Here is a 13,619-nt window from a genome sequence, read left to right as displayed (position 1 = left end):
GAGAGACACATGCGTATGTCCCTGCGCGCAGCCGTGGCCGGTGCGGCCGCGTCCGTCGTGGCCCTGCCCGTGGCCGCGACCGCCGACCAGTCCGTGACCATCACCAACCCGGAGGAGGGCGCCACCGTCGAGAGCCCCGTCTCCGTCGAGGGCGTCGTCGGCCAGGAGGGTGGCGGCGGCAACGACGTGACGATCATGCTCGACGTGTCCGGCTCCACCTACAGCCCGAACGGCATGGACTGCAACGGTGATGGTGTGGCCGATGCCCAGGACGACCTCAACGGTGACCACAACGAGGGCGACGTTCTCGACTGCGAGATCGCCGGTGCCCTCTCGCTGGCCAAGAGCCTGCGGGCCACCAACCCGAACGTGAACCTCTCGCTGGCGATCTTCGGCTCCGAGGCCGCCACCGCGAAGTACAAGGACGGCTCCACCAAGGCGCCGATCTCGCTGAAGGACGGCAACGAGTTCCAGTTCGACAAGATGGTCCGCTCGGTTGCCAACGGTGAGGTCGAGCTCTACACCCCGGAGTACGCCGGTGGTGGCACGGACTTCGACGCCGCTGTGGCCGAGACCATCAACAAGGCCGACCACGTCTTCATGCTCTCCGACGGCATGAGCTGGGTCTCCGACGAGACCCTGGCCAACCTGCAGGCCTCGGACACCAGCTTCCGCACCTTCGCGATCACCGAGAGCTCCGACTGCACGGACCTCGGCAAGATTGCCCAGGCCACCGGTGGCACCTGCACCGTGGTCAAGGACCCGAGCCAGCTGACCGCCTCTCTCACCGACGGCCCCGGCGTGGACGTGGACTCCGTGGTGCTGGAGCTCGACGGTCAGTCCTACGACCTGACCCTCGGGACCCTGAACGACTTCGTCCACGAGCAGGAGCTGTGCCCGGGTGAGTACACCGCCCTGGTCACCGCCACCTACAAGGACGGCAACGCCGTGACCGACGAGGTCACCTTCACGGTCGAGGGCGACGAGTGCGACGGCACCGAGCCGGCCCCGACCCCGGAGCCCGAACCCACCCCGGAGCCCAAGCCCAAGCCCGAGCCCGGCCCGAACCCCATCATCGACACCGGTGTGACCGCTGAGGAGAACTCCGTGGCCCCGCTGGCCGGTGCTGGTCTGCTGGTCGCTGGCGCCACCCTCCTGGGTGCCCGTCGCGTGGCTCGCAACCGCACCTGAGCTCACCGAGCCCACAGGGGCCCTGCCGGACTCGTCCGGCAGGGCCCCTGCTCGTGGTCCGGGTGGGCCCGACGCCCGGACGCCACCACCTGGCCCGGCCCGCCGGCTGGCTAGGCTTGCTCCATGAGAGCCGTGGTGATCGACGAGGTCGGTGTCCTCCCACAGGTCCGTGAGCTGCCGGAGCCCGTCTGCCCGCCCGGGGGAGTGGTCGTCGAGGTCTCGGCCACCGGGGTCTGCCGCTCGGACTGGCACGCCTGGCAGGGCCACGACCCGGTGCCCCTGCCGCACGTGCCCGGTCACGAGCTCGCCGGCGTCGTCCGCGAGGTCGGGGATGGGGTGACGCGCTGGTCGGTCGGCGACCGCGTCACCACCCCCTTCGTCTGCGGCTGCGGCCGGTGCGAGCTCTGCGCCGCGGGAGACGGCCAGGTCTGCCCCGACCAGACCCAGCCCGGCTTCACCGGCTGGGGCTCCTGGGCCGAGCGGGTGGCTCTCCACGCCGCCGACCACAACCTCGTGGCGCTGCCCGACGGCCTCGACGACGTGCAGGCCGCTGCGCTGGGCTGTCGCTTCGCCACCTCCTACCGGGCGCTGGTCGCCCACGGTGAGATCGGGCCGGGGCAGTGGGTGGCCGTGCACGGGGCCGGTGGGGCGGGGCTCTCGGCGATCCTGATCGCCCGCGCCCTGGGTGCCCGGGTGGTGGTCGTGGACCTGGCCCCCGTCGCCCTCGAGCGAGCCCGCGCGCTGGGGGCCGAGGCCGTCGTCGACGGCCGCGGGCAGGCCCCGGAGGAGATCGCCGAGGCGGTGCACGAGGCCACCGCCGGAGGGGCGCACGTCTCGCTCGACGCCTTCGGCTCCCCGTCGGCCGCGCTCGCCTCGGTGCTGTCGCTGCGCCGCCGTGGACGCCACGTGCAGGTGGGGTTGCTGTTGGGGGAGGCCGCGCGCACGGCCCTGCCGATGGACCGGGTGGTCGCCTGGGAGCTGGCCGTCCACGGCACGCACGGGCTGGCCGCGCAGGACTACCCGGCAATGCTGGCGCTCGTCACCGGGGCCGACGGGGGACCGGGCGTGGACCTGGCGGGCCTCGTCGGACGCACCATCGGCCTCGAGGAGGGACCGCAGGCGCTCGCTGAGCTCTCCACGGGTGGTGGGGGTGGGATCACGGTGATCCGCCCTTGAGGGGTGGCCCGGCACGCGGGGACGGGGCGCTTATCCCCTCCCGCCCGGGCTAGCCTCGGCGACATGAGCGCCACCCCCGACACCGCGTGGCCGGGCCACGAGCGGGGGACCGCCGGCTACCGGCGGATGCAGTGGGCGCTTTTCGCCGCGGGGATGGCCTGCTTCGCCCAGCTCTACTCGCCGCAGGGGGTGCTGCCGCTGCTGGCCGCCGACCTGGGGGTCACCGCCTCGCAGGCCTCGCTGGCGGTCTCGGCGGCGACGGGCGGGTTGGCGCTCTCGGTGCTGCCGTGGTCGCTGGTGGCCGACCGGATCGGACGGCTGACGGCCATCCGCATCGCCCTGGTGGGTGGCACCGGGCTGGGGCTGCTGGTGCCCTGGTGCCCGTGGTTCGAGCTGATGCTGGTGCTGCGCGTCCTGGAGGGCGCCGCGCTGGGTGGGGTGGCGGCGCTCGCCGTGGCCTATCTCTCCGAGGAGGTCAGTCCCCGGGCCGCTGCGGTGGCGGCCGGCACCTACGTGGCCGGCACCAGCCTGGGCGGGCTGATGGGGCGCATCGTGGCCGCACCGGTGGGTGACCTCGCCGGCTGGCGGACGGGGGTCTCGGCCGTCGCGGCGCTCGCGGCGGTGGCGGTGGTGGCCTTCTGGGTGCTGCCGCCGGAGCCACGGGGCTTCCGCGCACAGCGCTCGTCGGTGGGGTCGGTGGCACGCACCTGCCGGGAGCACCTGCGTCGGCCGGGGCTGATGGCCCTGTACATGCAGGCCTTCCTGCTCATGGGTGGGTTCGTGGCGGTCTACAACTACCTGGGCTTCCGGCTGGAGGGGCCGCCATGGAATCTCTCGGTGGGGGCGGTGAGCCTGCTCTTCCTCGCCTACCTCTCGGGCACCGGGTCGGCGCGGGTGGCGGGCTCGCTGGCCGACCGCTGGGGGCAGCTGCCGGTCCTGCTGGCCTCGGTGGGGCTCATGGTGACCGGGGTGCTGGTGACCCTGTCGTCGATGCTGCCGGTGGTCATCGTCGGGCTGGTGGTGTTCACCACTGGGTTCTTCGGCGCGCACTCGGTGGCCTCCGGGTGGGCCGGGGCCGCCGCCGAGCACGGGCGCTCGCAGAGCACGTCCCTGTACACGCTGGCCTACTACGCCGGGAGCTCGGTGGTCGGCTACGCCGGCGGTTTCGCGTGGGGAGGGGTCGGCTGGGGCGGGCTGGTGGCCGTCGTGGCGGGGCTCGCCCTGGCCGCCGGCGCGTGGGCGGTGCTGGCGCTGCGGGGGCGGTGAGGACCCTCTCACGCCCCGTCAGACCGTGCCCATGTCCTCGTGGTCGGGGTCGTTCGGGTCGCTCGGCCGCAGGGACAGTGCCACGACGAAGGTTGCCGCCGACAACCCGGCCGCGATGAGCACCGGCCCCCAGCCGTGCAGGCCGTTCAGCGACGGGATCGGCGCCCCCAGCACCACCCAGGCCAGCACGAAGACCACCGCGGCGGCGATGCTGGCGGTCGTGAAGCGCCGCTGGTCGTCGGGGGAGTCGAGCCGCTGGGGGTGCATGCGCACACCCTAGGCCGGCCCGCTCGCCGCGGTCAGCAGCTGCAGGGGTCGACGTCCTCCCCGGCCAGCGCCTTGGCCGCTAGGCCCTCCTCGGTGGCCACCTCCCAGACCTCCTTGGCCGCGTCCAGGTTCAGCAGGATGATCAGCGCGCCGAGGACGATGTCCGGCCACCCGCTGTCGGTCCACAGGGTCACGAAGGCCATCGCGATGATCGCGACGTTCACCAGCACGTCGTTGCGCGCCACCATGAAGGCAGCCGTCGTCATCGAGCCCCCGTGGTGGCGCACCCGCAGGAGCAGCAGGGCGCAGATGCCGTTGACGACCGCGGCACCACCGGCGGTCAGCACCAGGGCGGTGACGTCCGGTGGCACCGGGTCGCCGGCCTTGACGAACAGACCCCACGCGGCAGCCAGGGCCGGCAGCAGGATGACGCCCGCCATGATCTTCCCGGCCGTCGCCCGCCGGGCCAGCGACCAGCCCAGGGCCAAGGCGATGAGGAGGTTGACCGCGGTGTCCTCCAGGAAGTCGACGCTGTCGGCCAGGAGCGAGACCGACCCGATCGAGACCGCCACGCCTGCCTCGACGACGAAGTAGGCCAGGTTGAGCAGGGCGACCACGAGCACCGTGCGGCGCAGGGTGCGTGGGTCGAGCACGGAGGTGGAGGGCGCGGACATGCCCCCGATTCTCCCTCGTGCGGTCCCCGTCAGCGGCGGCGGGCCTGCGCGTCGTACGGGCCCCTGGCCCCCGGCCGCCCCACCTGGAGGTACAGCTCCTCGGCCCGGGCGTTGACCTCCTGCGCCGGCTCCGGATGCCCCAGGTCGTCGTGGACCCGGCCGAGGGCTCGCAGCGTGTGGGCCAGGCAGCCCACGTCGTCCAGCTCGTCGAAGAGACCCACCGCGCGCTCGATGACGTCCACGGCCTCCTGCCCCCGCCCCAGCTTCCAGAGCGAGATGCCCCGCCCGCGCAGGGCCTGGCCGAGTCGGTGGTCGTCCCCGGCCCGTCCGGCATCGGCCACGGCCTGGTCGAACATCTCCAGCCCGGCCGCGTAGTCGCCGGCCATGTTCCGCAGCCCGCCCCCGACCGACCGGGCCGAGGCCCGGATCCGCGTCACCGGGCTCTCCGCGGCGACCCGGGCGTGCTCGGCGGCCTGCTCCCGGCGGTGGGTCTCGCGGTGGGAGGTCACCAGGTTCAGGTGGCACAGGGCCACCCCGGCGTCGCACCCCGCCGCGGCGAAGAGGTCCATCGCCTCCCGGACCAGCTCCTCGGCGGCCTCGTACCGGGCCCGGTAGAGCTTCACCTGGGCCTGACCGCGCACGAGGGCCGCCCGCAGCTTGAGGAGGGCCCGCTCGTCCGCGGCCAGCGAGCCCGGGTCGGAGTCCTCCACGCTGCGGTTCGGCACCGGGGGCAGGGCGCGGAGCGCGGCATAGCAGGCTCGCTGCCAGTCCTCGTGGAGCCACTGGAAGTCGAAGGACGGGAAGAGGGTGAGCGCCAGGCGTGCTGCCAGCTCGGACAGGCCCTGGTCGGCCGCGAGCTCCACCGCCTGCACGAGGTGGCTCCGTTCCGCCTTGAGCCACTCCCGCGGGGACTCCAGCGCCCGACGTGCCGTGGCATCGAGGAAGGCCTCCTGCGAGGGCAGGTCCGGGGCCTCGTCGAGCAGCTCGGGGTCGTAGAGCGTCGGCGGGATGCCCGCCGTGGCCTGGTCGGCGAGACACCACCAGACGTGCACGAGACGCTCGGCCGCGGCGCGCAGCTCCTCGGGAGGCGTCCCTGACCAGTGGGAGCCGGCGGCAGCCTTGGTCAGGGCCGGGACGACGTATCGCGGCTGGCCCAGCTCGTCCACCCGCTCCAGGTGCAGCAGGTGCGTCTCCACCAGCAGGTCCAGGGTGTCGAACCACTGGGTCTGCCCCGTGAGCGCACCGACCACCCAGCCCGGGAAGGGCTCCTCACCGAGCAGGGAGAGCAGACCGAAGGCCGCCCGAGCCGGTTCCGGGAGCTCCTCCAGGAGCTCCTCGGTCGTGGTGCGCAGGTCGAGGCCGTCGGTGGCCAGCTGCGGCAGGATCTGGTTGGAGCTGCGCAGTCGGTCCAGCGCCATGGCGGGGGTCCAGTCGCGCTGGGTGCGCAGCTGTCCGGCCACCATGAGGAGCACGTACGGGTGGTATCCGCACAGCCGGGCGATGGCGGTGAGCTCCTCCTCGTGTCCCTCGGTGCGGTGCAGGCCCACCTGGCGGTGCAGCAGCTCCACCGCCTGGGCGGGGGTCAGCGCCTCCACCGGCAGGTGGTGGGCACCGGGCAGGCCGCGGAGAACCCGCCGACTCGTCATGAGCGCCGCCACCTCCCCCGCCGGCAGCACGTGCTCGGCCAGCTCGGGAGTGGGCACCGAGTCCAGCACGAGGAGGACCTCCCGGCCGGCGAGGCGCTCGGCCAGAGCCTGCCGGCGCTCGGGGACGGTCTTGGGCAGGTTGTGCTGGTGCACGCCCGCCTGCGAGAGCAGCTCCCCGAGCACCTCCCCGGCCGACCGACCCTGGGCCGAGTTGCCGCGCACGCCCACGTAGAGGACGCCACCGGGGAACTCGTCCTGGAGGTCCTGGGCGATCTGCAGCGCCGTGGCCCGCTTGCCGATGCCGGGGTGCCCGTGGAGCACCACCATCCGGCGCCGGCCGGACCGGGTCAGGAGGGCGGCGGCCTCCTCCCGCAGCTCCTCCCGGCCGACGAAGTCCTCCGGGGGCGGGGGCAGCTGGCTCGTGATCTGGGCCCGCCGGGACTGCTCGGCCCCCTCGTCCTCCTGCCCCCGGAGGATCTGCTCGTGGAGCTCGCGGGAGGCGGGGGAGGGGTTCACCCCGAGCTCGTCGCGGAGCCGGGAGCGCACCTGGGCGTAGACCTTCAGGGCCTCCGAGCTGCGTCCGGCGGTCACCAGGGCCTGCATGAGAGCCCGCGAGGTGCTCTCCCGCAGCGGGTGCAGGGCCAGCAGGCGCCTCAGCTCGGCGACCGCGCGCGTGGGGTCGTCGGCGGCCGCCAGGACCCACCATCGCTCGCAGAGCTCGGTGTGGGTGCTGTCGAGCTGGATCGCCAACGCGGCGGGGCGGGAGCCGTCCACCGCATCCGGGAAGGGGGCTCCGCGCCACAGTGCCAGGAGGGACTCGGAGGCGCTCCGAGCACGCTCGGTGTCCTCGCGGTGGATGGCCTGGGAGGCCGCGCGGCTGTGCTCGCGGTACTCGGCGAGGTCCGTCTCCACCGTGGCGCCCAGTCGGTAGCCGGTCGACGTGGTGACCACCACCTGCTCGGTCTCGGAGGCGGTCGCGCGCCGGATCCGGGCCACACAGCCCTGCACCTGGTTGCCGGCGGTGCGGGGCGGGTTCTCCGGCCAGAGCGACCGGACGAGCTCCTTCTGGTCCACGGCCCGCGGGGCCGCGGTCACCAGGATCTCCAGGACACGACGTTCCCGCAGCGGCAGGTCGAGCGGGATCCCCTCGGTGGTGGTGGCCTCGAGGGGGCCGAGAACGGCGATCCTCATCGGCCTCCTTCGAAGTCGAACCCGGGGGAACCCATCGTAGGGTTCCCCCCGTTGTGTGACGGTCGATGCCGTGCCCGCGTCAGCCCCCTCCAGCTGACGCACGCACCTCTCGAGACTCGTACCGGGGGAGCGGCCTCACCCGGCTCTGCCATCGTGCGGGACCCTCCTGTCGTTGCGCTGTCGTGGGGCACGTTGTCGCTGTCGCCACCGCAGAGCGGCAGCGGGGTGTCGCGGAATCCCCTCCCGGGGGACGGGTTCTCCCCGTTTTCCATCCCTCCGGGAGGGATCCTCGGGGTGGCATCATGCGGAGGAAGACTCGACCGGCCCAGTGCTCAGCAGACGATTGGACGACCATGACCACGCCCCCGCCCCCCGGAGGTCTTCCCGGGGACCGACCCGACGACCTGCCGCCCTACGGTCAGGGCTCCCCGTACGGCTCCCGGCCCGTGGACGGCAACGCCGAGACCGCCCCGCAGCACCCGCCCGCCTCGCCGTACGACGAGGAGGACTCGTTCGCCCACGAGCAGGCGGCCGGAGCCACACCGTGGGGTGGCGACCAGGCGCCTTACGGAGGGCAGGCGCCTTCTGGGGCCTACGGCGGTCAGGCGCCGTACGGGGGGCAGGCCCCGTGGCAGACCGGTCCGCACGGGGGGCCGCAGCCGGAGGGCACGGCCTGGCACTCCTCCACCCACGCCGCCGGCGGTGCCACCGGGAACGGTGGCGGTCGGGACATGGGACCGTTGGCGGTCGTGGGCTGCCTGTCGCTCCTCGTGATCGCCCTGTTGGGCTTCCTGGTCTTCAAGCTCGCCACGGGCGGGATCGACATCCCGGCGATGCCGGGGGGCGACAAGTCGAGCTCCTCCGAGGAGTCGCCGGGCGAGGAGTCGCCGGAGGAGACGACCCCCGAGGAGACGACACCCGAGGAGACCACGCCGGAGGAGACGACACCCGAGGAGACCACGCCGGAGGAGACGACCCCCGAGGAGACCACGCCGGAGGAGACGACCCCCGAGGAGACCACGCCGCAGGAGAGCGCCACGGCCCTGCCGCGCACGGTGGAGCTCAAGGCGTCGGTGTCCGACGGTCAGACGGCCGAGATCACGTGGTTCGACGACCAGGGGCGGCTCCAGAAGGAGACGATCACCGGTGACTGGTCGAGGTCGGTGACGATCGAGAACGAGTACCAGTCCACCTACTCCCTCTCGATCATGGCGAAGTCCACCGGTGACCAGGAGGAGTTCGACGTCTCGTGCGAGGTCTCGGGCTCCGACGTCCGCGGCAACGCCAAGGACGAGGACACCAGCACCTTCCCGTACGCCCGCTGCTCCGCCGACCTCAAGGAGGCCAAGGAGCAGTGATCCGCACGAGGGGCGCCTGCTCCGGCTCACCGGCCGGGGCAGGCGCCCCTCGCGTGTGCTCCCTCCGCCGAGGGCCGGGTCCCCTCAGCCGCCCAGGTGGCTGAGCATCTTGCCGGGGTTGAGGATCCCCTGCGGGTCGATGGCCTGCTTCACCGCCAGGTGGAGCCGCTGGTTGACCGGGTCCAGCTCCTTGGCCAGCCACCGGGCCTTCAGCGAACCGACCCCGTGCTCACCGGTGATCGTGCCGCCGAGGTCGAGCCCCAGCTGCATGAGCTCCTCGAAGGCCGCGTGCGCGCGCCGCTCCTGCTCGGCGTCGTCCCGCGCGTAGAAGATCGCCGGGTGGAGGTTGCCGTCGCCGGCATGGGCCACCACGGCGATGACGATCCCGGACTCCTCCCGGAGCTGGGCCAGCCGGGCGAAGAACTCCGGCATCCGCGAGCGGGGCAGGCACACGTCCTCCATGAGCTCGCTCGCCCCGTGGGCGGCCGTGTACTTCTCGTAGGCCGGGTGGGCCAGGCGCCGGGTGGCGACCAGGGCCTCGCTGTCGGCCGGGTCGTCCGAGGCCGCCACGTCGAGGGCGCCCACCGACTCGGCCACCTCGGCGAAGGCCTCCACCTCGCGCTGGGCCGTGGCCGGGTCGCCGGAGCCGTCCGACTGCATGAGCAGCATCGCCCCGGCCTGCTCGTCGAGCCCGAAGTCGCCGTAGTCGTTGAGCATCGACAGCGTCGTGCGGTCGAGCAGCTCCAGCATGGAGGGCTGGGCACCCCGGGCCATGAACTCGGCCACGCAGGTGCCGGCGGTGGCCTCGTCGGGGAAGGTCGCCACGGCGGTGAGCGGCTCCGCCAGCAGCGGCACCAGGCGGAGGGTGGCCTCCACGACGATGCCGAGGGTCCCCTCGGAGCCGATGAACAAGCCGCGCAGGTCCAGACCCGCCACGCCCTTGGCGGTGCGCGGCCCCAGGGTGGCCAGCGAGCCGTCCGCGAGCACCACCTTGAGCTGGCGCACGTAGTCCTTCGTGACGCCGTACTTCACGCAGCACAGGCCGCCGGCGTTCGTGGCGATGTTGCCGCCGATGCTGGAGATGTTCACGGAGCCCGGGTCCGGCGGGTAGCTCAGACCGTAGGGACGCAGGTGGTCCTTGAGCTGCTGGTTGATGATGCCGGGTTGCACGGTGACCGTCCGCTCGGCCGTGTTCACCCCCAGCACCTCGGCCATCTTCTCCACGCTCAGCAGGATGCAGCCGGCCACGGCGTTCGCGCCGCCGGAGATCCCGGTGCGCGCACCCTGCGGCACCACCGGGATGCCGTGGGCCGAGGCGAAGCGCATCACCGCCTGTACGTCCTCGGTGGAGGCGGCCCGCACCAGGACGGCCGCCCCCTCCGCCTCGCACTGGATGGCGCGGTCGGCCGAGTAGGTCTGGAGGATGTCCGCGTCGGCGGTCATCGCGCCGGGGGGGAGCTGCGGGGCGAGCTCGGCCTCCAGGAGCGCCAGGCGCTCCTGCGGGTCGTGCGGGGTGTTCGGGGTGGGTGCCGTCATCAGCGGGCTCCTTCGAGGTCGGTCTCCACGACGGTCTCGTCGTCGGCGGCGGGCGCCCCCTTGAGGGCGAGGACGATCAGGGCGGCGGCGATCATCATGGCGCCCAGCACCCACATCGCGGCGTTCTGGGTGCCGGTGAGGTCGGCGAGGTAGCCGGTGACGTAGGGCGCCACGAAGCCGCTCGCGTTGCCGACCGAGTTGATGAGCGCGACCCCGGCGGCGGCAGCGGCCCCGGAGAGGAAGCGGGTCGGCAGCGGCCAGAAGTTCGGCAGGGCGCCGCAGATGCACACGCAGACGATCGTGACGGCCACCATCGCGGTGAAGGGCGAGCTCATGTACAGGGCTGAGGGGATCACCAGCCCACCGAGCAGCAGCGGTGCGGCCAGGTGCCAGACGCGCTCGCCGGTGCGGTCGGCGTGCCGGGCCCAGAACACCATCGACAGCGCGCCGAAGGCGAACGGGATGGCGGTGATCAGGCCGATCTCCATGACCGAGTACTCCACGCCGAAGGTCTCCTGGAAGCCGGCGATGATCGTCGGGAGGAAGAAGCTCAGGGCGTACAGGCCGTAGGTGGTGCCGAAGTAGACGAAGGCCAGGGCCCAGATCCGGCCGTTGAGCAGGGTCCTGCGCAGCGGGTAGTGGTAGCGCTGGCCGGTGCTCTCCTCCTCGTGGGCCATCCGGTCCGTGAGCCACGCGCGCTCGGTGTCGTCCAGCCACTTCGCGTCGGCCGGGCGGTCGGTGAGGTAGAACCAGCAGACGATGCCGAGCAGGACCGCCGGGATGCCCTCCATGAGGAGCATGAAGCGCCAGCCGGACATCCCGCCGACCAGGTCGTCACCGGCCTGCAGCAGGGCAGCCGAGACCGGTGCGCCGATGACGCTCGAGAGCGGCAGGGCGAGCAGGAAGAGCGCCGTGGCCCGGGCCCGCTCCCGCTTCGGGAACCAGTAGGTGAGGTACAGGATGATGCCGGGGAAGAAACCGGCCTCGGCCACACCGAGCGCGAAGCGTGCGACGTAGAGCCAGGTCGCGTTGGGCACGAAGGCCATGGCGGAGGCCACCAGACCCCAGCTGATGATGATGCGGGCCAGCCAGCGCCGGGCCCCGTACTTGTGCAGCGCGAGGTTGCTGGGCACCTCGAGCAGCAGGTAGCCGGCGAAGAAGATGCCCGAGGCGAGACCGAACATCGTGGCCGTCAGGCCCAGCTCCTTGCTCATGCCGTTGGGGCCGGCGAACCCGATGTTGGTCCGGTCGAGGTAGTTCACGAAGTACAGGGCGATGAGGAAGGGGATCAGGCGACGGGAGACCTTCCGCATCACCCGCTTCTCCAGCTCGGGGTCGGCAGCGGGAGGTGGTGCCTGGATGTCCAACTCAGCGGTGCTCATGGCGGTCCTAGCTGCTCGGAGGGGCGACGACGGGGCGTCGGGTGGTTCTGGGAAACGTAGGTGCGCAGCGAGAGGGGTCACAATGTGGTGATGACACAGCATCCAGGGCAGTCGATGGAGGATCCGACCACCAAGGGGGCGGGCGCGCGCTGGCTCGAGCTGCTCCTGCGGGGTGTCCCGGTGGAGGAGCTCCTGCGACACGGGCAGGAGCTGGGGTCGGAGGGGGCACGTCAGGCCGGTCAGGCCCTCCAGGTCAAGGCCCTGCTGCAGGAACGCTCCCGCCGGGCCGGGGAGCTGGCGGCCCTCAACGACATCGCCGGGCACCTCCTCGGCATGCGCTCGCCGACCGAGCTCCTGCCGGAGATCGTGACCCGGGCCCGGCACCTGCTGCGCGTCGACCTCGCCTACCTGGCCCTGGCCCGCACGGACGACAGGGGACGGGACTGCCTCCGCATCGAGGTGACCGACGGGGCGCTCACCCCGGAGCTGGTCGGGGTGGAGCTCGACCTCGAGAGCGGGGTCATGGGCTGGATCATGCGCAACGCCCGCCCCCGCTGGTCGCACGACTACCAGGCGGACACGACCTTCGTGCGCGCCCCGGAGGCCGACGCGGCGGCGAGCGCCGAGCACATGCACGGCACCCTCGGTGCGCCGTTGACGGTGCGCGGCCGGGTCATCGGAGCCCTGTTCGCCGCCGACCGACTGCCCCGCGACTTCTCTGAGGAGGAGGTCACGCTCCTCTCCGCCCTGGCCGCCCACGCCGGGATCGCGGTGGACAACGCGCGCCGGCTGGCGCAGCTGGAGGCCACCCTGGAGGAGCTCGACCACCGCTCCGAGCGGCTCGCCCACGCCCTGCACTGGGACGACCGCCTGCGGGAGGTGGTGCTGCGGGGCGGGGGGATCACCGAGCTGCTGGCGGAGGTCAGCAGCGCGGTCGGTTCCCCGGTGCGCTTCGTGCGGCACCGGGTCGGGGAGCCCGACCCCGAGCTGCCCCCGGTGTCCAGTCCCGTCGTCGCGGCACAGCGGGTGCTCGGTTGGCTGGTCCTCGGCCGTGAGGAGGTCTCCGAGGCCGGCCGGATCGCCCTCGACCGGGCCGCCCCGACGGTGGCGCTGGCGGCCGTGGCCCACGAGGCGGCCACCGAGGCGACGGGCCGCGCCCGGGACCTGCGCCTCATCGAGCTGGTCACGGCCCCGCCCGACGCCGAGCCCCGGACCCGGGAGCTGCGCCTGGCGGGCCTGGACCCCACGGGCGAGTACTCCGTGGCGGTCGTCGCCGGCCGGGGAGCAGCCGTTACCGGTCACCCCGCCTGGGTGGAGGGGCTGCCGACCGAGGCGGTCGTGGTGCGGCACCACCGCGACGCCCTGGTGGTCTCGCCGGGGGATCCCGAGAAGCTGGCCGCCACCCTGCGGGCCGCCGGGGTCACTGCTGGTGTGGCGGGACCGGTGCCGGCCGAGCGGGGGCTGCCGGCCGCGCACACCGAGGCGAGCGAGGTGCTGCTGGCGCTCAAGGTGCTCGACGACGGTCCGATGGTGGCCACCCGGCGGCACCTGGGCATCCACCGGCTCCTGCTCACCGAGCTGGGGCGCGACGGGCTGCGGGCGGAGGTCGAGCGGGAGCTCGGCCCCGTGCAGGTCGAGGAGCAGCAGCGCGGGGTGCCCCTGCTGGCCACCATGCAGGCCTATCTGGACGCCGGGCGCAGCCCGAGCCGGGCCGCGGCCGCGCTCTCGGTGCACGTCAACACCGTCTACCAGCGGCTGGCCGTCGTGGACCGGCTGCTCGGCCCCGAGTGGCGGCAGCCCGGTCGTTCGCTGGACCTGCACGTGCTGCTCCGGCTGGAGAGCGGGCTGCCCACCCTGCGCCCGGCCCTGCCGACACCGCGCTGAGGCCCGGGAGCGGGCGGACGCGGGCCCGGTCGGGGTGCCAACTATCCT

10 protein-coding genes are annotated in these 13,619 nt (G+C 73.2%); 5 read left to right on the top strand and 5 right to left on the bottom strand.

Going from position 1 to position 13,619, the window contains the following annotated elements:
• The first annotated feature begins 9 nt into the window (after positions 1–9).
• From CFT82_RS04470 to CFT82_RS04460, 3 genes are all read left to right on the top strand, one after another.
• On the top strand, positions 10–1,191 hold the full coding sequence (locus CFT82_RS04470; protein ID WP_143469484.1) for a vWA domain-containing protein: 1,182 nt from the start codon (positions 10–12) through the stop codon (positions 1,189–1,191).
• Positions 1,192–1,314: 123 nt separating this feature from the next.
• A complete protein-coding gene (locus tag CFT82_RS04465; protein ID WP_088817822.1) occupies positions 1,315–2,367 on the top strand; it encodes a zinc-dependent alcohol dehydrogenase family protein in 1,053 nt (350 codons plus the stop codon).
• 63 nt (positions 2,368–2,430) lie between these two features.
• A complete protein-coding gene (locus CFT82_RS04460) occupies positions 2,431–3,633 on the top strand; it encodes an MFS transporter (protein WP_088817821.1) in 1,203 nt (400 codons plus the stop codon).
• 18 nt (positions 3,634–3,651) lie between these two features.
• Here the strand turns inward: CFT82_RS04460 and CFT82_RS04455 are convergent, their stop codons facing one another.
• The 3 genes from CFT82_RS04455 to CFT82_RS04445 are packed head-to-tail and all read right to left on the bottom strand — an operon-like array spanning position 3,652 to position 7,411.
• On the bottom strand, positions 3,652–3,900 hold the full coding sequence (locus CFT82_RS04455; protein ID WP_088817820.1) for a hypothetical protein: 249 nt from the start codon (positions 3,898–3,900) through the stop codon (positions 3,652–3,654).
• Positions 3,901–3,932: 32 nt separating this feature from the next.
• The gene (locus tag CFT82_RS04450; RefSeq protein ID WP_088817819.1) at positions 3,933–4,574 is read right to left on the bottom strand and encodes a cation transporter; all 642 of its coding nucleotides are present in this window, start codon (positions 4,572–4,574) and stop codon (positions 3,933–3,935) included.
• Between the two features lie 29 nt (positions 4,575–4,603).
• A complete protein-coding gene (locus CFT82_RS04445; RefSeq protein ID WP_088817818.1) occupies positions 4,604–7,411 on the bottom strand; it encodes an AfsR/SARP family transcriptional regulator in 2,808 nt (935 codons plus the stop codon).
• Positions 7,412–7,764: 353 nt separating this feature from the next.
• Between CFT82_RS04445 and CFT82_RS04440 the strand changes: the two genes are divergently transcribed.
• Positions 7,765–8,769, top strand: a complete 1,005-nt coding sequence (locus CFT82_RS04440) for a hypothetical protein (protein ID WP_088817817.1) — start codon at positions 7,765–7,767, stop codon at positions 8,767–8,769.
• A gap of 84 nt (positions 8,770–8,853) precedes the next feature.
• Here the strand turns inward: CFT82_RS04440 and CFT82_RS04435 are convergent, their stop codons facing one another.
• Together CFT82_RS04435 and CFT82_RS04430 are read right to left on the bottom strand one after the other, a co-directional pair.
• A complete protein-coding gene (locus CFT82_RS04435) occupies positions 8,854–10,305 on the bottom strand; it encodes an FAD-binding oxidoreductase (protein WP_088817816.1) in 1,452 nt (483 codons plus the stop codon).
• Positions 10,305–11,687 (bottom strand): MFS transporter, encoded by a 1,383-nt coding sequence (locus CFT82_RS04430; RefSeq protein ID WP_088817815.1) that lies wholly within the window; start codon positions 11,685–11,687, stop codon positions 10,305–10,307. Before CFT82_RS04430 ends, CFT82_RS04435 begins: the two co-directional genes overlap by 1 nt.
• Before the next feature lie 90 nt (positions 11,688–11,777).
• Here CFT82_RS04430 and CFT82_RS04425 point away from each other — a divergent pair, with 90 nt between their 5' ends.
• A complete protein-coding gene (locus tag CFT82_RS04425; protein WP_143469483.1) occupies positions 11,778–13,571 on the top strand; it encodes a helix-turn-helix domain-containing protein in 1,794 nt (597 codons plus the stop codon).
• The last annotated feature ends 48 nt before the right edge of the window (positions 13,572–13,619 follow it).

This window comes from Kytococcus aerolatus (genome assembly GCF_900187395.1).
Taxonomy (GTDB): Bacteria; Actinomycetota; Actinomycetes; order Actinomycetales; family Dermatophilaceae; genus Kytococcus; species Kytococcus aerolatus.
Note: the sequence above shows the minus strand (reverse complement) of the source record. Positions and strands in the feature narration are given on the sequence as shown.

What these genes read in the sequence shown, in the direction of transcription:
- CFT82_RS04470 (WP_143469484.1), top strand. Translation starts at nt 10, where the DNA reads ATGCGTATGTCCCTGCGCGCAGCCGTGGCCGGTGCGGCCGCGTCCGTC.
- CFT82_RS04450 (WP_088817819.1), bottom strand. Translation starts at nt 4,574, where the DNA reads ATGTCCGCGCCCTCCACCTCCGTGCTCGACCCACGCACCCTGCGCCGC.
- CFT82_RS04435 (WP_088817816.1), bottom strand. Translation starts at nt 10,305, where the DNA reads ATGACGGCACCCACCCCGAACACCCCGCACGACCCGCAGGAGCGCCTG.
- CFT82_RS04440 (WP_088817817.1), top strand. Translation starts at nt 7,765, where the DNA reads ATGACCACGCCCCCGCCCCCCGGAGGTCTTCCCGGGGACCGACCCGAC.
- CFT82_RS04445 (WP_088817818.1), bottom strand. Translation starts at nt 7,411, where the DNA reads ATGAGGATCGCCGTTCTCGGCCCCCTCGAGGCCACCACCACCGAGGGG.
- CFT82_RS04460 (WP_088817821.1), top strand. Translation starts at nt 2,431, where the DNA reads ATGAGCGCCACCCCCGACACCGCGTGGCCGGGCCACGAGCGGGGGACC.
- CFT82_RS04465 (WP_088817822.1), top strand. Translation starts at nt 1,315, where the DNA reads ATGAGAGCCGTGGTGATCGACGAGGTCGGTGTCCTCCCACAGGTCCGT.
- CFT82_RS04455 (WP_088817820.1), bottom strand. Translation starts at nt 3,900, where the DNA reads ATGCACCCCCAGCGGCTCGACTCCCCCGACGACCAGCGGCGCTTCACG.
- CFT82_RS04430 (WP_088817815.1), bottom strand. Translation starts at nt 11,687, where the DNA reads ATGAGCACCGCTGAGTTGGACATCCAGGCACCACCTCCCGCTGCCGAC.
- CFT82_RS04425 (WP_143469483.1), top strand. Translation starts at nt 11,778, where the DNA reads ATGACACAGCATCCAGGGCAGTCGATGGAGGATCCGACCACCAAGGGG.